The sequence below is a fragment of the Kytococcus schroeteri genome (assembly GCF_002847825.1).
Classification (GTDB): Bacteria; Actinomycetota; Actinomycetes; order Actinomycetales; family Dermatophilaceae; genus Kytococcus; species Kytococcus schroeteri.
Map to the genome: position 1 here is coordinate 18590 of NZ_PKIZ01000016.1, position 18631 is coordinate 37220.

An 18631-nucleotide genomic window follows, 5' to 3' on the forward strand; every position below is an offset into this window, starting at 1 on the left:
CCCACCCTCGCACGGAAGGGCGGCTGGATCAGCGGCCGGTGGCGAGGCGGCAAGCCGCCCGCACCGAGTACCCCCATATCCCCCCCCGGGTGGAGACCCTGCGGAGACCGAGAACCATAAGTTTCTTCCATCCGCGCCGACAGTGCGCCAATCAGAGAGACGATCATGCGTCCCAGCACCGCCCTGAGGCTCCTCACCACCGCAACACTTCTCACTGGCTCGATCGCGGGGCTCGGCCTCCCGGCCACGGCGAATGAGGAGGGCCTGAGCGCGACCTACTCCGGCGATGAAGTACGCATCACGGTAGACGGTCGTCCGGTCACTGTGCTCTCCACAGACGACTCCGACCCTCTCGTGCGCACGATGGTGCTTCAAGACGCAGCCGGCAACCAGTACCAGGCCACCGAATACCTCACGGAGGCCCTTGCGCCGGTCGCCTTGGACAGCACGGCGGACAGCGCCCAGAGCGTGGACGAGGCCAAGACCTCCGGCTACTACAGCGAGACCGAGGGAACGGTCACGGACAGCCGGTCCGACGAGGTCACGTACAGCGGCAGCACAACCGTCCGACCAGCACTCGCGCCCGTCGCAACCCTCGTGGAGGGGACCGATCGCACTGTTCTCGCCGTCGCGTCCACCGATGCCGAGGGCACCACGGTCCTGAAGAATGGTGAGCCGCTCGGCGCCATCTCCGAGGATGGGTCCATCGTGGACGAGGAGCCCAGCCTGCTGGCCGCAGACAGTTACGAGTTCGCAGCCGAGGCCCCCAATGGAGAGACACAGTCGGTCACCATCAACGATGCTGGAACGACGGCTGCCCTCAACGGCGCCATGTACACGTCCTACAAGACCTACATCCCGGGTGCACGAGCTGCGGTTCCCTCCGGTCTTGCCTGCAACCCACGCTGGACGTGGGGCAAGATCTGGTTCAAGGGAGACAATCGGTCATGGGTCTCGGGGTACAACCAGACCACACGATCACGCACAGCGGCCCTCGTGATCGCTGACTGGCGCAACGGCAAGCGGGAGGTGACCCTCACGCGTCACGTGAGTCCCACCGTGCGCTATGCCGACGGAACCAGTACCCGGCCCGTGGCCTCGGCGACCGCCAGCCCCGCCGGAATGTACCTGCGCGACGTCTCGATCAACAGCAGCTCGGCCCAGTTCACCCTCAAGCACAAGATCGGTAATCCCTTGTGCTTCTCGGCGGGCCCGATTACCTATCAGCTGCGAGGGACGGTCTACCGCAACGGGAGCGCCAACTACTACGGGCACTCAATTGATGTGCCCCGGCACGAGGTGCACGCGATGAGTGACCGCCGAGGGACGTGGCGCAAGGTGCAGAACAGGTACTCAGAAAGCTTCATGTGCCTGAGCGCGCCCCAGTTGGCTTTCCCCTTGACGAGATGCCCTGGGCAGCGTGCTTGGACCGCATATTTCACCAAGAGCATCTGATGCGCGGCACCCCGCACTTCAAGCACCCGCGTGACCTAGGCCTCGACATCCGTAGCGCGCTGTTGGCGTCGTGCCTGATGGTCGCCGCGACAGACACGGACAAGTCCCGCTGGATCGGGGCGGTCCACCTGCTGTGGGTGTCCCTCATCACCGCGGGAGTGGTTCTCTGTTGGCGGGCCCTTGTCCGCCACGACGGCTGGGGCGGTGGCGTCGCGGCGGCTTTCCTGGCCATCCCGGTGTTGCTCACCATGGTCTTGATCGGGGCGCTACAGCTGTGGCCGCTGCCGCCTGACTCGCTCGGCGCCTTCCTGTGGTACCTCCCAGGGGCCACTGCGGTGCTCTGCCCGCTGCTCGCGATCGGTCGCAGCCCTCGGTGGGACCACCCCGACGGAGAGCCGCTCCCCGACGCCACCTGAGGAACGTTGGGGCCCCGTGACGCGATCACGCCACGGGGCACCAACGCCTCACCACTCAGGCCATCTCAGCCAGAAGGCGGGCCAGCTCCCGGGTGGCGCGGCCGCGGTGGCTGATGGCGTTCTTCACCTCGGCGGGCAGCTCGGCGCTGCTGACGGCCCCGTCGTCACCGGCGCTGAAGGGGGGCGACGTCACTGGGCTCCGACTCTGCGCACCGGTCGGGTTGTGCGGGGTGTTGACCACCACCATCGCGGTGCGGTCGGAGAACGCCGCCCCCAGCGTCTCGAGGTCCAGCTCCAGACCCGGCAGCGCCAGCGGCACCGGCCACACCACTCGCCACGGCCGCGGCGTAGGAGTCGTACGCCGGCTCAATGACCACGACCTCCTCACCGGGCTCGACGAGGGCCAGGATCGATGCCGTGAGTGCCTCGGTGGCGCCGACGGTCACCAGCACCTGCGCCGGGTCGACAGCGAGCCCGTGGAAGCGCCCCTGGTGCGCGGCGACCGCCTCGCGCAGCGCCGGCACGTCCCAGAACGGCGGGTACTGGTTACGGCCCTCCAGCATCGCCTCGTGCGCCCACTCGACCAGCTCCCGCGGCGTGCCGGAATCCGGGGCACCCTGGCCAAGGTTCACCGCGTCAGCCGCGACGGCCCGCTGGGTCATCTCAGCGAAGATCGACGTACCGAAAGGCTGCATCCGCTGCACGAGGGGCGAGGTCATGCACCCCACCCTCGCACGGAAGGGCGCAGTGCCGAGCCGTGAAGCATGGCGCGACAGGCGACTACTCCCCTCCGGATGGAATCCCCCCCCCAGGTGGACACCCCTCATGTGCCGGCGGCCCTAGCCTCTCGTCACCGGCGCCGACGGTGCGCCCGACCACGAGGACGGCCATGCACCCGATCACCCGGAGTCACCCCCACGACCGGGACCTCGGGCTCGACATCCGCAGCACGCTGTTGGCGCTGGGTCTGCTGGTCGCACTCGTCGAGACAGTCTGGTACGAGTGGATCGGGGCGCTGCACGTGCTGTGGGTGTCGCTCATCACCTTTGGGGTGGTCCGCTGCTGGCGGGCCCTTGTCCGCCACGACGGCTGGGGCGGTGGCGTCGCGGCGGCCTTCCTGGCCATCCCGGTGTTGCTCGTCATCGTGGTGCTGGTCCTGCTCCATCTGTGGCCCATCCCGGCGAACGGGTTCGGCCTCTTCGCGACCTACCTCCCCGGGGCCACGGCCGTGCTGTGTCCCCTGCTCACCATCGGGCGCCGGGCCCAGTGGACCCACCCCGACGGAGACCCCCTCCCCGACGCCCCCTGAGGATCGGCCCGCTCATCCACGTGGCCCCGGGGCCCGTCCGGCGACGGGTCGCGGGGCCACAGGCGCTCACCCGGGCGGGTTCACCCGTGCTCAGCCCCGCTCGGACAACCGCTGCGCCAGGGTCCGGGTGGCCTTGCCGCGGTGGCTCACGCGGTTCTTCACCTCTGCGGGCAGCTCGGCGCTGCTCACCGGACCCCGCACGGGCGTGAACCCGGCCTCCGCGAGCTCGCCGCTGCGCACCGCGAAGATCGGGTCGTAGCCGAACCCGTTCTCCCCCTGTGGCTCACGCAGGACGCTGCCGTGCATCTCCCCACGCTCGGTGATCTCCGTGCCGTCGGGGTCGACGTAGCTCATGACGCAGGCGAAGTGCGCCCCGCGGGCGTCGTCGGGCACGTCGGCCAGCTGGGCCAGCAGCAGCGCGTTGTTGTCGGCGTCCTTGGCCACGCCCGGCCCTTGTCCCTGGGAGTCCACGAGCCCACCGGACCAGCGCGCGGAGAAGATGCCCGGCGCTCCCCCCATCACGTCCACGCACAGGCCGGAGTCGTCGGCGATGGCGGACAGCCCGGTCAGCTCGCAGGCCGCACGGGCCTTGAGCAGCGAGTTGGCCTCGAAGGTGGCGCCGTTCTCCACCACGTCCGGGGCGTCGGGGGCCACGTCGGCCAGGGTGACGACCTCCACCTCGTGCGGCAAGGACTCGGCCAGGATGCGCTGCAGCTCGGGCACCTTGCCCCGGTTGCGCGTGGCCAGCACGATGCGGCGGGTGGCCATCAGGCGCCCTGCCCGTCCACCGGCACCTGCTCGCCGGAGGCCACCACGAGGCGCTCCCCCGCCTCGAGACCGAGCGCGGCCTGCTGCGCGGCGGCCAGGGTGGCGCACCCGCCCTCGGCCAGGTCGAGCAGCGCGTTGAGCATGGCGCGGTCGAAGGTCTGCCCCTCGGCGGTGCCCTGCACCTCCACCAGGTCACCGGCGCCGGTCATCACCACGTTCATGTCCGCCCCGGCGGTCGAGTCCTCCGGGTAGTCCAGGTCGAGCACCGGGCGCCCGTCCACGATGCCCACGCTGATGGCCTGCACCGCATCGCGCAGCACCACAGCGTCGGGGGCGATGTCGCCGGACGCCTTGCCGGCGGCCACCGCATCGGCCAGCGCCACCCACGCGCCGGTGATGGCGGCGGTGCGGGTGCCGCCGTCGGCCTGCAGCACGTCGCAGTCGATGACGATGGTGTTCTCTCCCAGGGCGGAGGTGTCCACCGCGGCCCGCAGCGCCCGGCCGAGCAGGCGCGAGATCTCCTGCGTGCGGCCCTTCACCTTGCCCTTGACCGACTCGCGGTCGCTGCGGGTGTGGGTGGCCGCCGGCAGCATGGCGTACTCGCCGGTCACCCAGCCGGTGCCCTGACCCTTCAGCCAGCGCGGGACATCCGGCTGGAAGGAGGCGGCGCACAGCACGCGGGTGCGGCCGAACTCCACGAGCACCGAGCCGGCGGCATGGTCGAGCCAGCCACGGGTGATGCGGACCTCGCGCAGATGGTCGGGCGCGCGGCCGTCGTGGCGGGGGGTGGGGGCGGCGTCGGCGGGGGCGTTCACGGTGCGCGATGCGGGGGCGTCGGTCATGCACCTGAGCCTACGGGCCGCTCAGGCGACGCCGACGCTCCCCGCACCGGGTGCGGCCGGGTGGCCGAGCATCAGGCGACGAGCGCCCCGCCCAGCCCGACCGCCGCCACGACGGCGGTGGTGATGCCGGCCAGCGCGAACGGCGCACCGCCGACCGTCCTCAGCCGCTCCCAGCGCACCCCGGTGCCCAGCGCCCACATCGCGGCCGCGAGCAGCAGGGTCTGCAGGACCTTGACCACCTCGAGCAGCTGCTCGGGCAGCGGCACCCAGGTGCGCACGAGCACCATCGCCAGGAAGGCCACCACGAACGCCGGGACGATCGGCGGCAGCGTCACGTCGTTGGAGCCGCCAGCCGTGCCACCCGCCGCGCCCTCGCCCGCGCGCAGCTGGCGGCGGCGCAGGGTCGCGAAGCCCACCATCACCGGGGCCAGCAGCACCACGCGCGCCAGCTTGGCCACCACGGCCACCGCCAGCGCGGCCCCGCCCACGATGCCGCCGACGGCCACCACCTGCGCCACCTCGTGCACCGACAGCCCGGCCCACAGGCCGATGGTGCGGTCGTCCAGGCCCAGGAGCCCGCCCAGCAACGGCACCGCGGGGATCATGAGCGTGCCGAAGAGCACCACGAGCGCCAGGGCGACCGCCACGTCCTCGTCCTCGGCGTCCACCACGCCGTCGGCCGCGGCCACCGCCGCCGCACCACAGATGGAGAAGCCCGCCCCCACGAGCAGCGCCAGCCCGGGGCGGACGCCCAGCAGGCGCCCGGCCAGCACCGCCGTCGCCAGGCCGACCGCCACCACGAGCACGACGGCGAGGACGACCTTCCACCCCAGGTCGGCGATGGTCGCCAGCGAGACCTGGAGCCCCAGCAGCACGATGCCGGTGCGCAGCAACGTCTTGCTGCCCGCCCCCAGCCCCGGGCCCCAGCCGGCCGGGAGGCTGGCCAGGTTACCCACGAGGATGCCGAGCAGGATGGCCACCAGGAGCGGGCTCACGGCGGGCACGGCCGCGCCCACCAACCGGGCCGCCCCCATCGACACCAGGCCCGCCACCAGGCAGGCCACCAGTCCGGGCACCAGGGTTGACGAACGGCTCACGGTCGCTCCTCTCGCGATTCCTCGATCCAGTGGGGCCGGCGGGGTGCGCCGGGCCAGCTCAGGCGGGGGTCACCGAGCAGTCGCGCGGGACGAGCTCGAGCACCAGGCCGGGGTGGGCGGCCTGCAGCGGGCCGTCCCACACCTCGCGCGCCTCCGCCACGGAGACCTCCGGGTCGTTCCACGGCGGCACGTGGGTGAGCACCAGGGCGCCCACTCCCCCGGCACGCTGCGCCGCCACGGCCGCGCGACGCCCGGACAGGTGGATGCCCTGGGCGGTGTCGCGCCCCTCCACGAAGGCGCAGTCCGAGAGCACGAGGTCCGCGCCGGCCAGCAGGCCATCCAGGGCAGGGGTGTCATCGGTGTCGCCGGTGTACGCCACGGTGCAGCCGCCCGCCTCCACCCGCAGGCCGTACGCGTCGCCCGGGTGGTTCACCCGGGTCCACGTGAGGGTGAACGGCCCCACCTGCGTGGTGTGGCCGTCGCCCACCGGGTGGTAGGCGAAGGAGCGGGTGAGGCTCTCCCCCGACGGGGAGCCGTAGACGCAGTCCATCTGCTGACGCAGCGCCGCCGGGCCGTGGACGGGGATGCGCTCGGTGTGCGGGGCGCGCGGGTCATAGTGGTGCAGCACGAACAGGCCGCACAGGTCCACCACGTGGTCCGGGTGCAGGTGGCTGATGCAGTACGCGTCCACGGCCGTGGGGTCGGTGTACCGCTGCAGGGCACCCAGCGCGCCGGAGCCCAGGTCGAGCACGAGCCGCCAGGTGCGGCCCTCGTGCTCGTGCTCCACCAGGTAGGAGGACGCGGCCGACTCGGGCCCCGCGAAGGACCCCGAGCACCCCACCACGGTGAGCCTCATGCGGTGGCCCCTCCCCCGGCATCGAGGGTGGGGACGGCACCCGTGGGGGGCACCTCCGTGGGCACGGGCAGGCGGTGGGTGTTGCCGGCGGAGACCTCGGGGCCCAGGAAGGTGCGGGCCAGCTCCCCGAACTGGGCCGGGTCGCCGGTGGTGAGGAAGGTGTGCGTGGGTGCCGAGTGCTCGGGGGCCAGCTCGTCGCGGTCGGCCAGGGTGCGCAGCAGCTCGGCGGCGGTCTCCTCGGCGGACGACACGAGCGAGACCTCGGGCCCCATCTCGTAGGCGAGCACGCCGCGCAGCAGCGGGTAGTGGGTGCACCCCATGATGAGGGTGTCCACGCCCGCCTCCTTGAGCGGCGTGAGGTACTCGGTGGCCGCCGCGAACACCTCCGGGCCGGTGACCGTGCCGGCCTCCACGAACTCCACGAAGCGGGGGCACGGCTGGGAGTGCAGCTGCACGCTGGGCACGGCGGCGAACGCGTCGCGGTAGGCGCCCGAGGTGTGGGTGGCGAGGGTGCTGATGACGCCCACCCGGCCCGAGCGGGTGATGCCGGCGGCGCGGCGGGCGGCTGGGCGGATCACCTCGATGACGGGGACGTCGTAACGCTCCCGGGCGTCGTGCAGCACCGCGGCCGAGGCCGAGTTGCAGGCGATGACCAGGGCCTTGACACCGCGCTCCACGAGGGCGTCCAGGGAGTCCAGGGCCAGGCCGCGCACCTCCGCGATGGGGCGAGGACCGTACGGTGCGTGGAGGGTGTCACCCAGGTAGATCGTCGACTCGCGGGGCAGGTGGTCCAGCACCGCACGGGCGACCGTGAGGCCGCCGAGGCCGGAGTCGAAGATGCCGATGGGTGCCGTGGACATGCGCCACAGGGTACGTCCGTGGTCGGAGGCCCCCACCCCCTCCCCCGGTGGAGAGGCCGCCTCGCGCCGTCGGGAGGTGGCCGAGGACACAGGGGTGGGGCAACCGGCAGTTCCCCGGTAGCCCCACCCCGGCATCGAGGGTGGAGGGGTGCCGCTCACTCCTCGGCGGAGACGAAGGGGTTGGACAGCCGCCCGATGCCCTGGATGGAGACCTCCACGCGCTGGCCGGCGGTCACCGGGCCCACGCCGGCGGGCGTGCCGGTGAGGATGACGTCGCCGGGCAGGAGGGTGAACGCCTTGGAGACGTGGGAGACGATGGCCGGCACGTCGAACACCATGTCGGCGGTGCGGCCGTCCTGCACCACCTCGCCGTCGAGGCGGGTGCGGACCACGAGGTCCTCGGTGTCCAGCTCGGTCTCGATCCACGGGCCGAGCGGGCAGAAGGTGTCCATGCCCTTGGCGCGGGCCCACTGGCCGTCGGACTTCTGCAGGTCGCGGGCAGTCACGTCGTTGGCGCAGGTGTAGCCCAGGATCACCGAGCGCACCTCGTCCGGCGAGACGTCCTTGCACATGCGGCCGATGACCACGGCCAGCTCGCCCTCGTAGGAGACCTCCTGGGTGAGCGCCGGGATGACCACCGGGTCGCCGGGGCCCACGACGGCGGTGTTGGGCACGAGGAAGAGGCCCGGCTCGGCATCGACCTCGTTGCCCAGCTCGGCGGCGTGGTCGGCATAGTTGCGACGGACCCCCACCACCTTGGAGCGGGGAATCACCGGGGCCAGGAGGCGCACGTCCTCGGTGGTGAAGGTGCGGCCCGTGAGCTCGATGGAGGTGTAGAGGGGGTCGCCGGTGATCTCGGCGATCTTGGTGCCCTCGCCGTCCATGAGGCCGTAGCGGGGCTCGTCGGAGTCGTCGGTGAACCGGCAGATGCGCATGGGGCGAGTCTACGAGCGCGGGCGGGGTGGCGCTCCATGCCGCGGTCTGCTCAGCTGTGGGAGTCCGCGGACCCACCCAGGTGCAGCACGACCTGACCGGTCGGCCCAGCCTCCTGCACCAGCCGCATCCGCTCCAGCGCGGGGTGGTCCTCCAGCAGACGCGCGGCGTTCGCCAGGGAGCGCAGGGTGGCGGTCTCGGCGCGGGCACGCTCGAGCTTCACCCGCCCCTCGGCGGCAGCGGTGGCCAGGGCGATGGCGGTGCTCCGCAGCTCCGGGGGAAGGACCACGTCCTTCAGCACGACCTCCAGCACCTCCAGGCCCACGGTGCGCGCAGTCTGGGCGATGTGGTCCCGCATCGCCTCCAACGGCAGCTCGCGCCGCTGCACGAGCTGCTCCACGCCCATCGCCGCGACACTCTCGCGGAGTTGCACCTGGGCGGACAGGTAGAGCACGTCCTCGGGGTCCTGGGCGTTCTCGAGGTAGGCACGGGGATCGACGACCCGCACCCGCAGGCTGAGCGACGCCTTCACCGTGAGCCCGTCGGCGGTCGGGACCTCCTGGGTGGCGAGGGCCAGAACCCGCTCACGGAGGTCCACGACTTCTGCGACGCTCCTCCACGGGCGCCGGTGGCGCCCGGCCGTCTGGACCTCCAGGAAGGCGCCGTGGCGATAGACCACGGCGGCGTGACGGGGCGGGACGGTGCGTGTGAACAGGCTCATCGTGGTGCTCTCCGGAGTCGGTCAGGTCAGGGCGCTGGGGCCGGGCTGGGTCGGGTGGGTGACGCCGCTGGTGCACCGACGGGTGGCCCCGGCGCGGAGAGGGAAGGGGCGACCGACGACCGAGCGGGCGGGGAGCCCGGCACCCTCCGAGGACGGTGGTCCGGACTCCGCAGGGCCTCGCCCGGCGTCCTGTCGGCCACCCCCTCCCGGGGGACTCGAACCCCAGCACCAGGAGGTGCCTTGCCAGTGATGTCCACAGCATCCGTCCCCTTGGGTGACACGCAGGACCTCGTGCGGCACACCGCCTCGGCTGCTCCCCAAGGGGCTCGCAGAGTGTGGCACACGCGCACGCACGAGGTCGATGGCTTTCCCCATCGCAGGGCCCGAGGCCACCGCTCCCTCCCCGGGAGAGGCCTCAGCCCGCAGGGGGCGCACCGAGAACGCCTGCCGCGCACAACCTCCGCGGCGGCGGGTGGCCTCCCCGCCGACCCACTGCCCGACCCCACTGCCTGGAAGGACCTGCCTGCTCGTCATCTCCCTGCTCATCGGGGTCATCTGCACCGTCGCGTGCTACCGCGCTGGGCGGCAGATGGCTCGCGTGGGGGCGGGGCTGGCCGACGAGGACGACCGTGACCTCGGCATGCCCATCATCACGATGTGGCTGTGCTTCGGCTTCCTCTACCTCTGGCACGACTTCGAGGATCCTGTGCAGTGGGGTCTGTTCGTCGTGGTCAGCTCCACCACCGTCGGGTGGATCTGGACCCGCGCGGTGGCCCGGGGCGCCGGCCTCATCCCGTGAGGTCCAGGCCGCCTCCCGCCGCCATCGCCGCGGCCACGATGCGGATCTTCTCCGCCTGCAGCCCGGGCTCCAACGGGTGCAGGACGTCGTCCCAGTAGGCGAGGTTCACACCGCGCGCCCGCATCATGCCGGCCGGACGGGCCAGGGCGTGCATGTGGAAGTGGGCCGACCCGTCGTTCCACCAACCGAAGTGCGTGCGGGCCACACCCGGCACCTGCTTGACGGCCTGCGACAGGCGCTGCATCAGCGGGCCGAGCGTGGCCAGCAGGTCCAGCGGGGCGTCCTCCAGCAGCACGTGCCGGCGCGGCGCGAAGCCACCCAGGAAGGGCAGGCCCGTGGGGTGGCCGCCGGAGCGGAGCTACCAGTGCTCGTCCTGCCAGATGGTGCTCGGGTCGTCGGCGCAGTGCCAGCACTCGGTGGGGTCGGTCTCGCCCCTGCGCGGCAGCTCGGGCACGAGCATCTTCTCCAGCGGGCGGAGGGTCACCGCATCGAACATGGCGATGTCCCCGCGGTGAGACTGGAGGCGTCGTGGACGCGCCCGGGCTCGAGGCGGTCGTGGACGGGGGACGAGGCGGGGGCGCGGTGGGTCATGGCCTCATCCGGCACCGGGCGATTGCCGGTGGCGGAGAGGCGTGAGGTGGGTGGGATGACGGAGTGACGTGCCGGAGGGTGGGTCGCGCGGATCGAGCGGCGCTCCGTGCCGGCCGGGCTCCCGCCGCACGGGAAACCCCTCGCCGCACGGGAAGGGTGCTGGTGGCACGGGATGGTGCGCGTGCGGGGAGCACTCTTCCCGTACGCGGGGAGGTTTCGCGTGCGCGGCCGGGGGTGCACTCGGGGAGCCCAGCCGTTGTCCCGTGCGCGGAGAGGCCTCGCGTGCGACGAAGGCAGACGCGGCCCAGCCCGGCCCGACCCTGCCCCGGCGGACCTAGACTGCGCCGCGATGTGCCCCTCCCCCACCTCCCGTGCCGTGACGCACCCCGCGCCGACCGTCCTGCCCCGCTCCGCGTGGGAGCCGCTGCAGGCCGCGCACGAGGCGCGTGTCGACGCCATCGCGGGGCCGCACCTGGCCCGCCGCGCCCGCGGGGAGAAGCACCCGGTGGAGGACTTCCTGTGGGTCTACTACCGCTGGCGCCCGGCCGAGGTGCGGCGGTGGCACCCCGGCGTCGGCGTGGCCCTGCTCGATGCCGGTGAGCGCGCCGGGTGGAAGGAACACCGGGTCCTCGACACCCCCGAGGGCGACGCCGTCACCGTGGACGCCGCCGCGTTCATGGCCCGCCGCGGCGACACGGTGCGCCGCTGGCACGCCGTCCTCGAGGCCACGGCGAACCGCCCGGCACGGTTCGGCTGCTTCGGCCTGCACGAGTGGGCCATGGTGCACGGCCTGGAGGCCGACGACCGCCGCCACGGGGGCGTGCCCCTGCGCCTGGGCCGCGAGGGCACCGACGCCGTCACCGAGAGCCACACCATCGCGTGCAGCCACTTCGACGCGTTCCGGTTCTTCACCGACTCCGCCCGCGGGCTCAACACCCTCTCCCCCGGCCCGCGCGACCGCACCGCCTTCGAGCAGCCCGGGTGCCTGCACGCCACGATGGACCTCTACAAGGTGGCCGCCACCCTGGGCCCGCTGGTGCCCGGCGACCTGCTGGTGGACTGCCTGGAACTGGCCCGCGACGTGCGCGAACTGGACATGCGCGCCTCTCCCTACGACCTGCGCGCCTGGGGCTACGAGCCCGTGTGCATCGAGACCCCCGACGGCAAGGCGCAGTACGTGGCCGCCCAGCGCGGCTTCAGCGAGCGGGGCAACGTACTGCGGCGGCGACTCCTGGGAGTCACCGCCGCAGCACTGCAGGCCCGCTGAGCCCAGCCCGTCGTCTCAGACGAGGCGGTGCATCCAGCCCTTGGTGTCCTCGGCGCGGCCGTACTGGATGTCGGTGAGCGTGCGGCGCAGCGTCATGGTCACCGGGTAGGACTCGTCCAGGTCCTCCGAGCGGCCCTCGCCGCCGACGGTCCAGGTGTCCTCCTCGGTGCGGAAGGAGCCCACCGGCGTGATGACCGCCGCGGTACCGCAGGCGAACACCTCGGTGATGGTGCCGTCGGCGATGCCGGTGGTCACCTCGTCGAGGCTGATGGGGCGCTCGGTCACCTCGTGGCCGGCGTCGCGGCCCAGTTCCACCAGGGACATGCGCGTCACGCCCTCGAGGATGGTGCCGCTGGTGGGCGGGGTGACGATCGAACCGTCCGAGAACACGAAGAACAGGTTCATGCCGCCCAGCTCCTCGACCCACTTCTCCTCGCGGTCGTCGAGGAAGAGCACCTGGGCGCAGCCGTGCTCGCCGGCCTCCACCTGGGCGGCCAGGGAGGCGGCATAGTTGCCGCCGCACTTGGCGAAGCCCGTGCCGCCGAAGCCGGCGCGGTGGTAGTTGCGGGAGACCCAGATGTCCACCGGCTTCACACCGCTCGGGAAGTACGGCCCGGACGGGGAGGCGATGACGTAGAACTGGCTGGCCTGCGACGGGCGGACGCCGAGGAAGGCCTCGGTGCCGATCTGGAAGGGGCGCAGGTACAGGGAGGTCTCGGAGCCCTCGGCGGCCTCCGGCACCCACGCCTGGTCGATCTGCGCAAGCTGACGGATGGCCTCCAGGAAGATCTCCTCGGGCACCTCGGGCATGGCCAGGCGGCGGGCGCTGCGCTGCAGACGGGCGGCGTTCTTCTCCGGGCGGAAGGTCCAGATGCTGCCGTCGGCGTGGCGGTAGGCCTTCATGCCCTCGAAGATCTCCTGCGCGTAGTGCAGCACGCAGGCGGCCGGGTCCAGGGCGATGGGGGCGTACTGCACCACGCGGCCGTTGTGCCAGCCGTCGGCGGTGGTGTGGTCCACCACGGCCATGTGGTCGGTGAAGTGCACGCCGAAGCCGGGGTCCTCCAGCACCTTCAGGCGGTCGGCCTCGGGGGCGGGGGACTCGGTCGGGGCGACGACGAACTCGGGGCGGTCTGCCATGGGGGCTCCTCGGGACTTGGGCGGTGTCGGGCTCTGCTCGGTGGGTGTGCGCACCCGCCGGACTCCGGGATGGGTGTGACGCGGACCACGCGATGTGGGGACGAGGCTACCGGGCGCCCCCGAAGGCCTCGCCGAGGCGTGCGTGCCGGGCGGCCGCGGTGGCGTCGTCGTCCACGGGGGCGGTGCGGCGGGAGCGCGAGCGGGGCGCCGGACCGGTGAGGCGGGCCACCTCTTCACGGTGCTCGTCGGCGGCACTCGGGCGTGCACCCTCGTGGCCGAGCGCCTCCCAGGTGGACTGGAGGCGGTGCAGCACCGCGAGGTCGGCCACCACCGGGTCGAAGCCCTGCGCAACGAGCGCGTCTCGGCCGGCGGCCAGCACGGCCTCCAGCAGCGGGGTCACCCGGGTGTCGGCGAAGTCCGCGGCGGCGGCCCAGTCCAGGGCGTCCACCCCGATGGCGGCCGCACGGGTGGCCCCCACCACGTCGGCGTAGGCCACGGCCAGGCGCTGCGCGGCGTCCCCGCGGGCATCGGGGGCGGCCGGGGCGGCGGTGGGGTTGAGCGTGAGCGTCAGCTCGTGGCCGGACCCGGTGCCACGGGCCACCACGGCCACCACCGCCGGGCCACCGCGGCCGTCCACGTACGCCTGCCGGGTGGCCACCGGCTCCCCCAGCACCTCCACGAGGAGGATCACGCCGCGGTGCCGGATGCCCGACCCACGCAGCGCACGCCCCGCCGCGGCCGAGGTGAGCACCAGCACCTGCTCGTCGGTGAGCACGGCGGCCACGGCCTCCAGGTGGGCGGTGCCGATGACCACCAGCTCACCGTCCTGCACGGCATCGGCCACCGGCAGGGTGAAGAAGCCCTCGGCCTGCGCGGCGTCGTGCTCGGGGGTGCCGGGCTCGGCGCCCACGCGCACGTCCACGCCGGAGTCGCGCAGGTTCTGGGCGTGCAGCTCGGCCGTGGCGTCGAAGCCGATGACGGCCACCTCGCGGTCGGCCACGACGGAGCGGTCGGCGTCCCAGGGCCCCCACCACGCGGTGCTGCCGGGGCGCGTGGCGTCGGCGTGCGCGGCGTCGTGCGCGGGGGTGCCGGGCTGCTGCGGGGCGCTCACGCCTGCTCCTGCGGGGTGCGCACCACGTTCTGCAGGGCCTCGCCGTCGGCCAGACGCTGCAGCTGCGCCCCGACGAGGGACAGCTGACGGTCCTCCATGCCGGCCGTGGCACTGGCCAGGTGCGGGGTCACGAACACCCCCGGCGTGCTGAACAGCGGGTGGCCCTCGGGCAGCGGCTCGGGGGCGGTGACGTCCACGGCGGCCCGGATGTGCCCGGAACCGGCCGCCGCCACCAGCGCGTCGGTGTCCACCACCGGGCCACGGGCCACGTTCACCAGCAGCGCGCCGGGCTTCATGAGCTCCATCTCGCGGGCACCCATCAGCCCCTTGGTCCGCTCCGTCAGCGGCGTGATGAGCACGACCACGTCGAACTGCGGCAGCAGGGCGTGCAGGTCGTCGATGGCGTGCACCGCCCGGACGTGCTCGTCACCCGGGCGGGCGGAGGTGGCCACGGCCTCGACGTGCGCCCCGAAGGCCGCCACACGCCGCGCGATGGCCTTGCCGATGGCGCCGTAGCCCACCACCAGCACGCGCGCCTCGTGCAGCGAGGTCTGCCGGGCGCGCCACTCCGGGCCCGTGCGCACCTCCCAGCGGCCCTCCACCTGCGCGTCGCGCAGCGTCTCCAGGGAGCGCAGGCCCACGAGGGTCAGCGCCAGGGCGTGGTCGGCGGTGCTCTCCTCGTGCACGCCCCGCGCGTTGCAGATGCCCACGGTGGCCGGCAGGCGCTTGTCGAGGTGGTCGAACCCGGCGCTCAGCGCCCATGCCCAGCTCAGGTGCGGCTGCGTGGCGTACTCGGCCACGGCACCGGGCGTCATGGAGAACTGCGGCGGCACGGCGGCCACCAGCGGACGCTCCGGGTCGTCCTGCCGGCGCGTGGTGCCCTCCCAGTGCTCCAGGTGCACGGTGCGGGCGGCGCCGGTCACCCTCCCCTCCGGCCCCCCGAGGGACTGCACCCACGCGGCGGTGGGCACGGAGACGGTCACCTCCCGGGCGTCGTCGGGCAGCAGGTTCGGGTCGGTGGCAGCGCTCGTGGTGGACACGGCGCCCACGGTAACCGTTGGGTGGTCCGCGGACAGCGCGTGGCCGTCTCAGCCGAGGCGCGCCGCGCAGCCCTCGTGCAGGTCCGCCCAGGCCAGGTCGTCCGGCAGGGCCAGCACGCCCACCTCGCCGGTCGCCCAACCCTCGGGCCACACGCCGGTCAGGTGCCCCACGAGGGTGGGGACGCCCGGCGCGTGCCCCACGAGCACCACCTGCCGGGCCTCGTCCGGCAGGTCGCCCAGGGCCGCGAGGAGCTCGACCAGCCCGGCCTCGTAGACCTGTGGGGTGGGCCAGACCGCCTCGGCGGCCACCGCGGGGAGCTCGCCGGCCATCTCCTGCCAGGTCTGAGTGGTGCGTACCGCGCTGGAGTGCAGCACGTGGTCGACCGCACCCCATCGGGCCGCGAGCTGACGACCGGCACGGCGGGCCTCCGCGCGGCCGTGGTCGGTGAGCTCCCGCGCGGCGTCGTCCCCGCCGGGTGCCGCGGGGTGCGCCTGGCCGTGGCGCAACACGGCCAGCTCGCGCGGGGCGGGGGTGCCCGTCACGCCGGGGAGGCCAGGACGAACACGTTGACCGCGGAGTGCCCGTCGGTGCGCGGGGTGTCCGGGTCGCAGGTCACCAGGGCGAGCTTGGGCGTGCTCGAGGGGCCCCAGATGCGCGAGTCGCGCGAGAGGGCCACCTTGTCGATGTGCTCGACCAGGTCGATCTTCCACTCGCGGACCCGGCCGTCGGCGTCCTTGGTGGTGAAGGTCTGGCCCGGCTTCACCTCGGGCAGGTGGTAGAAGACGTCCGGCGGGCCGAAGGTGACGTGGCCGGCGATGACGCTCACACCGTCCTCACCGGGCTTCACCGTCTTGCCGTACCAGCCGGTGACGCCGGGTGGGGGATTGAGCGTGCCCTTGGAGGTCAGGCCCACCTCGGAGACCTGCTGGTCGAAGCCGATGCTGGGGATGGTCAGCTGCACCGGGGCGGCCACCGGGTCCCCGGGCTTGGCGTGGTCGTCCTCCGGCGTGGTCGGCGACGGCTCGGGGGTCGAGCTCGGCTTCGGGCTGCTCGGGCGCGGTGCCGGGGTCGAGGGCGCGGAGGCGGAGGGCTCCGAGGTGCTGGAAGGCTCCCGGGACGGCTCGGTCGCCGTCGCGCTGCGCGTCGGGCTCGGCTCCGCGTCGGTCGTCGAGGACTCCTGGCTGGGCTCGGAGGTCGGCTCCGCGTCGGTCGTCGAGGACTCCTGGCCGGGCTGGGAGGTCGGCTCCGGGGCGGCGCTGCTGGAAGGGGCGGTCGGTTCGGCCGGGTGCGGCTCACCGGAGGCGATGCCCTCGGACGTGCTGGCGGCGTCCGTGGGCTCACTGGCCGAGGCGGCGCCCGAACTGCCCGAGGAGGAGCTGCTGGTGGAGGCCGCATCGGAGGAGGTGCTCTCCCCACCGGCGGAGTCGGAGGTGGACTCCGCCGGGCTCGGCGAGGCGTCCGCCGGGGACTCCCCCGGAGTGGAGGGCGCCGCGATGACCGGCGAGTGCTCCTCCACCGGCGGCTCGCTGTGGTCGAACGCGCCGGAGAACGCCATGGCCAGGACCACGCCCCCCGCCCCGAGCAGGCCGACTCCGGCCACCGTCTGCGCCGTCTTCTTCTCCATGAGGTGCTCCCCGCTCCGGGTGTGGTGCTGTCGTGGGTGTCTGGTCGTGACCGGCCGCCCCACCGGGTGGGGCACGGGTCCCCCCGCGAGGCCGTCGGTCGACTATGACCCGACCACGGCCCGGACGGCAAACGACCCCGGGCGGACCGCACCACGTGGTGCGGTCCGCCCGGGGTCGTCGTGCGGGGCGTGGGCCGGGGGGCCGCCGAACGGTCGGACCTGCCGGGTCCCGCCGGCCGTCTCAGCCGGCCACGGTGGCCAGGATCAGCTCACGCACGCGCGCGGCATCGGCCTGGCCCTTCATCGCCTTCATGACCTGCCCGATGAGGGCGCCGGCCGCCTGCTCCTTGCCGCCGCGGATCTTCTCCACGATGTCCGGGTTGGCCGCGACCACGTCGTCCACGGCCGCCTGCAGCGCGCCGTCGTCGGACACCATCGCCAGCCCGCGGGCGTCGGCCACCTCGGTGGGGCTGCCCTCGCCGGCGAGCACGCCGTCGAGCACCTGGCGCGCCATCGAGTCGTTGAGGCGGCCCTCGGCGACCATGCCGTCGAGCTCGGCCACGGCGGCCGGGGTCAGGCCGGCGCCGGTGCCGTACTCCTCCACGGTCTGCCCGGCGTCGTTGGCCCGGCGGGCCACCTCACCGGTCCACCACTTGCGGGCGCCGGCCGGGGTGGCGCCGGCGGCGATGGTGGCCTCGATGAGGTCCACCGCACCGGCGTTGAGCACGTCACGCATCTCCAGGTCGGAGAAGCCCCACTCGCCCTGCAGGCGTGCACGACGCTTGGCCGGCATCTCCGGCAGCGAGCCGCGCAGGCGCTCCACCTCGTCGCGGGCCGGGGCCACGGGCACCAGGTCCGGCTCCGGGAAGTAGCGGTAGTCGTCCGCATCGGACTTGGGGCGGCCCGAGGTGGTGATGCCGGTGTCCTCGTGCCAGTGGCGGGTCTCCTGGAGGATCGACTCGCCGGCCTTCAGCACGGCGGCGTGGCGGGTGACCTCGTAGCGGACGGCACGCTCGATGCTGCGCAGGGAGTTGACGTTCTTGGTCTCCGTGCGGGTGCCCAGCGGCACCTGGGCCTGCTCGTCGTTCACCCGGCCGAGCACGTGCTCGGAGCCGGCCTTGGCGCGCAGGGACACGTTCGCGTCGCAGCGGACGTTGCCCTGCTCCATGCGCACGTGGCTGACGTCCAGGGCCTTGAGCAGGTCGCGCAGGGTGGAGACGTACGCGCGGGCCACCTCGCCGACGCGGTCACCCGCACCGAGGATCGGGCGGGTGACGATCTCGATGAGCGGGATGCCGGCGCGGTTGAAGTCCACCAGCGAGTGCGTGGCGCCCTGGATGCGGCCGGTGGCACCACCCACGTGCGTGGACTTGCCGGTGTCCTCCTCCATGTGGGCGCGCTCGATCTCCACGCGGAAGACCTCGCCGTCGTCCAGCGTGACGTCCAGGTACCCGTCGTGGGCGATCGGCTCGTCGTACTGCGAGGTCTGGAAGTTCTTGGGCATGTCCGGGTAGAAGTAGTTCTTCCGGGCGAAGCGCGAGGTCTCGGCGATCTCGCAGTTGAGCGCCAGGCCGATGCGGATGGCCGACTCGACCGCCTTGGCGTTCACCACCGGCAGCGCGCCGGGCAGGCCCAGGCACACCGGGCACACCTGCGTGTTGGGCTCCGCGCCGAACTCCGTGGGGCACGGGCAGAACATCTTGGTGTTGGTGTTGAGCTCGACGTGCACCTCGAGCCCGATCACCGGGTCGAAGTCCGCCATCGCCTTCTCGAACGGGACGACCTTGTCCGTGGTGCTCGCCAT

21 protein-coding genes and 1 pseudogene are annotated in these 18631 nt (G+C 73.2%); 5 read left to right on the forward strand and 17 right to left on the reverse strand.

Translation table 11 applies throughout. The features are described from left to right. Positions 1 to 165 precede the first annotated feature (165 nt). Positions 166 to 1455 carry a DUF3238 domain-containing protein gene (locus CYJ76_RS08655; RefSeq protein WP_070704718.1) on the forward strand — a complete coding sequence of 430 codons (1290 nt, stop codon included), beginning with the start codon at positions 166 to 168 and terminating at the stop codon, positions 1453 to 1455. Next, complete coding sequence (locus CYJ76_RS08660) at positions 1455 to 1871, forward strand: hypothetical protein (protein ID WP_101849857.1); 417 nt, start codon at positions 1455 to 1457, stop codon at positions 1869 to 1871. Before CYJ76_RS08655 ends, CYJ76_RS08660 begins: the two co-directional genes overlap by 1 nt. A 55-nt stretch (positions 1872 to 1926) precedes the next feature. Here the strand turns inward: CYJ76_RS08660 and CYJ76_RS12885 are convergent, their stop codons facing one another. Both CYJ76_RS12885 and CYJ76_RS13170 read right to left on the reverse strand, forming a co-directional pair. Then, positions 1927 to 2190 (reverse strand): non-canonical purine NTP pyrophosphatase, encoded by a 264-nt coding sequence (locus tag CYJ76_RS12885; protein ID WP_237769743.1) that lies wholly within the window; start codon positions 2188 to 2190, stop codon positions 1927 to 1929. Between the two features lie 76 nt (positions 2191 to 2266). Further along, positions 2267 to 2698: pseudogene (locus CYJ76_RS13170) on the reverse strand (aminotransferase class I/II-fold pyridoxal phosphate-dependent enzyme); the annotation flags it as partial. Positions 2699 to 2760: 62 nt separating this feature from the next. Between CYJ76_RS13170 and CYJ76_RS08670 the strand changes: the two are divergent. After that, entirely contained in the window at positions 2761 to 3180 is a 420-nt protein-coding gene (locus CYJ76_RS08670; RefSeq protein WP_101849858.1) for a hypothetical protein, read from the forward strand. Positions 3181 to 3270: 90 nt separating this feature from the next. Here CYJ76_RS08670 and CYJ76_RS08675 read toward each other — a convergent pair whose 3' ends face one another. From CYJ76_RS08675 to CYJ76_RS08705, 7 genes are all read right to left on the reverse strand, one after another. Continuing rightward, positions 3271 to 3948: a non-canonical purine NTP pyrophosphatase gene (locus tag CYJ76_RS08675; protein WP_070704728.1), complete on the reverse strand. Its 678-nt coding sequence runs from the start codon at positions 3946 to 3948 to the stop codon at positions 3271 to 3273. Continuing rightward, positions 3948 to 4790 (reverse strand): ribonuclease PH, encoded by an 843-nt coding sequence (rph, locus tag CYJ76_RS08680; RefSeq protein WP_070704730.1) that lies wholly within the window; start codon positions 4788 to 4790, stop codon positions 3948 to 3950. Before rph ends, CYJ76_RS08675 begins: the two co-directional genes overlap by 1 nt. A 71-nt stretch (positions 4791 to 4861) precedes the next feature. Then, entirely contained in the window at positions 4862 to 5887 is a 1026-nt protein-coding gene (locus CYJ76_RS08685) for a YeiH family protein (RefSeq protein ID WP_237769744.1), read from the reverse strand. A gap of 58 nt (positions 5888 to 5945) precedes the next feature. Continuing rightward, complete coding sequence (locus CYJ76_RS08690) at positions 5946 to 6743, reverse strand: MBL fold metallo-hydrolase (RefSeq protein WP_070704736.1); 798 nt, start codon at positions 6741 to 6743, stop codon at positions 5946 to 5948. Beyond that, positions 6740 to 7603, reverse strand: a complete 864-nt coding sequence (gene murI, locus CYJ76_RS08695) for a glutamate racemase (RefSeq protein WP_101849881.1) — start codon at positions 7601 to 7603, stop codon at positions 6740 to 6742. The genes CYJ76_RS08690 and murI overlap by 4 nt, the downstream gene beginning before the upstream one ends. A gap of 155 nt (positions 7604 to 7758) precedes the next feature. Continuing rightward, entirely contained in the window at positions 7759 to 8538 is a 780-nt protein-coding gene (locus CYJ76_RS08700; RefSeq protein WP_101849859.1) for a fumarylacetoacetate hydrolase family protein, read from the reverse strand. A gap of 50 nt (positions 8539 to 8588) precedes the next feature. Beyond that, a complete protein-coding gene (locus tag CYJ76_RS08705; protein ID WP_101849860.1) occupies positions 8589 to 9257 on the reverse strand; it encodes a slipin family protein in 669 nt (222 codons plus the stop codon). A gap of 472 nt (positions 9258 to 9729) precedes the next feature. Here CYJ76_RS08705 and CYJ76_RS08710 point away from each other — a divergent pair, with 472 nt between their 5' ends. Then, entirely contained in the window at positions 9730 to 10056 is a 327-nt protein-coding gene (locus CYJ76_RS08710; RefSeq protein WP_101849861.1) for a hypothetical protein, read from the forward strand. On the opposite strand, the gene CYJ76_RS08715 is transcribed toward CYJ76_RS08710, so the two are convergent. Both CYJ76_RS08715 and CYJ76_RS12500 read right to left on the reverse strand, forming a co-directional pair. Further along, a complete protein-coding gene (locus tag CYJ76_RS08715; protein WP_101849862.1) occupies positions 10046 to 10351 on the reverse strand; it encodes a hypothetical protein in 306 nt (101 codons plus the stop codon). The genes CYJ76_RS08710 and CYJ76_RS08715 overlap by 11 nt on opposite strands. Positions 10352 to 10414: 63 nt before the next feature. Beyond that, positions 10415 to 10552 (reverse strand): hypothetical protein, encoded by a 138-nt coding sequence (locus CYJ76_RS12500; RefSeq protein ID WP_180802264.1) that lies wholly within the window; start codon positions 10550 to 10552, stop codon positions 10415 to 10417. 444 nt (positions 10553 to 10996) lie between these two features. Here CYJ76_RS12500 and CYJ76_RS08720 point away from each other — a divergent pair, with 444 nt between their 5' ends. Continuing rightward, entirely contained in the window at positions 10997 to 11914 is a 918-nt protein-coding gene (locus CYJ76_RS08720) for a 3-methyladenine DNA glycosylase (protein WP_238138205.1), read from the forward strand. Positions 11915 to 11929: 15 nt separating this feature from the next. On the opposite strand, the gene CYJ76_RS08725 is transcribed toward CYJ76_RS08720, so the two are convergent. The 6 genes from CYJ76_RS08725 to gatB form a co-directional block, all read right to left on the reverse strand. Further along, positions 11930 to 13051 carry a branched-chain amino acid aminotransferase gene (locus tag CYJ76_RS08725; RefSeq protein WP_070704745.1) on the reverse strand — a complete coding sequence of 374 codons (1122 nt, stop codon included), beginning with the start codon at positions 13049 to 13051 and terminating at the stop codon, positions 11930 to 11932. Between the two features lie 106 nt (positions 13052 to 13157). Then, positions 13158 to 14162, reverse strand: coding sequence for a ketol-acid reductoisomerase (locus tag CYJ76_RS08730; protein WP_101849863.1), 1005 nt, complete (start codon positions 14160 to 14162; stop codon positions 13158 to 13160). Then, on the reverse strand, positions 14159 to 15202 hold the full coding sequence (locus tag CYJ76_RS08735; protein WP_144043063.1) for a 2-hydroxyacid dehydrogenase: 1044 nt from the start codon (positions 15200 to 15202) through the stop codon (positions 14159 to 14161). Before CYJ76_RS08735 ends, CYJ76_RS08730 begins: the two co-directional genes overlap by 4 nt. A 48-nt stretch (positions 15203 to 15250) precedes the next feature. Then, positions 15251 to 15745 (reverse strand): SixA phosphatase family protein, encoded by a 495-nt coding sequence (locus tag CYJ76_RS08740; protein ID WP_070704754.1) that lies wholly within the window; start codon positions 15743 to 15745, stop codon positions 15251 to 15253. Further along, on the reverse strand, positions 15742 to 16827 hold the full coding sequence (locus CYJ76_RS08745) for a class F sortase (RefSeq protein ID WP_101849866.1): 1086 nt from the start codon (positions 16825 to 16827) through the stop codon (positions 15742 to 15744). Before CYJ76_RS08745 ends, CYJ76_RS08740 begins: the two co-directional genes overlap by 4 nt. 241 nt (positions 16828 to 17068) lie before the next feature. Then, positions 17069 to 18631, reverse strand: a complete 1563-nt coding sequence (gatB, locus tag CYJ76_RS08750) for an Asp-tRNA(Asn)/Glu-tRNA(Gln) amidotransferase subunit GatB (protein WP_070704977.1) — start codon at positions 18629 to 18631, stop codon at positions 17069 to 17071.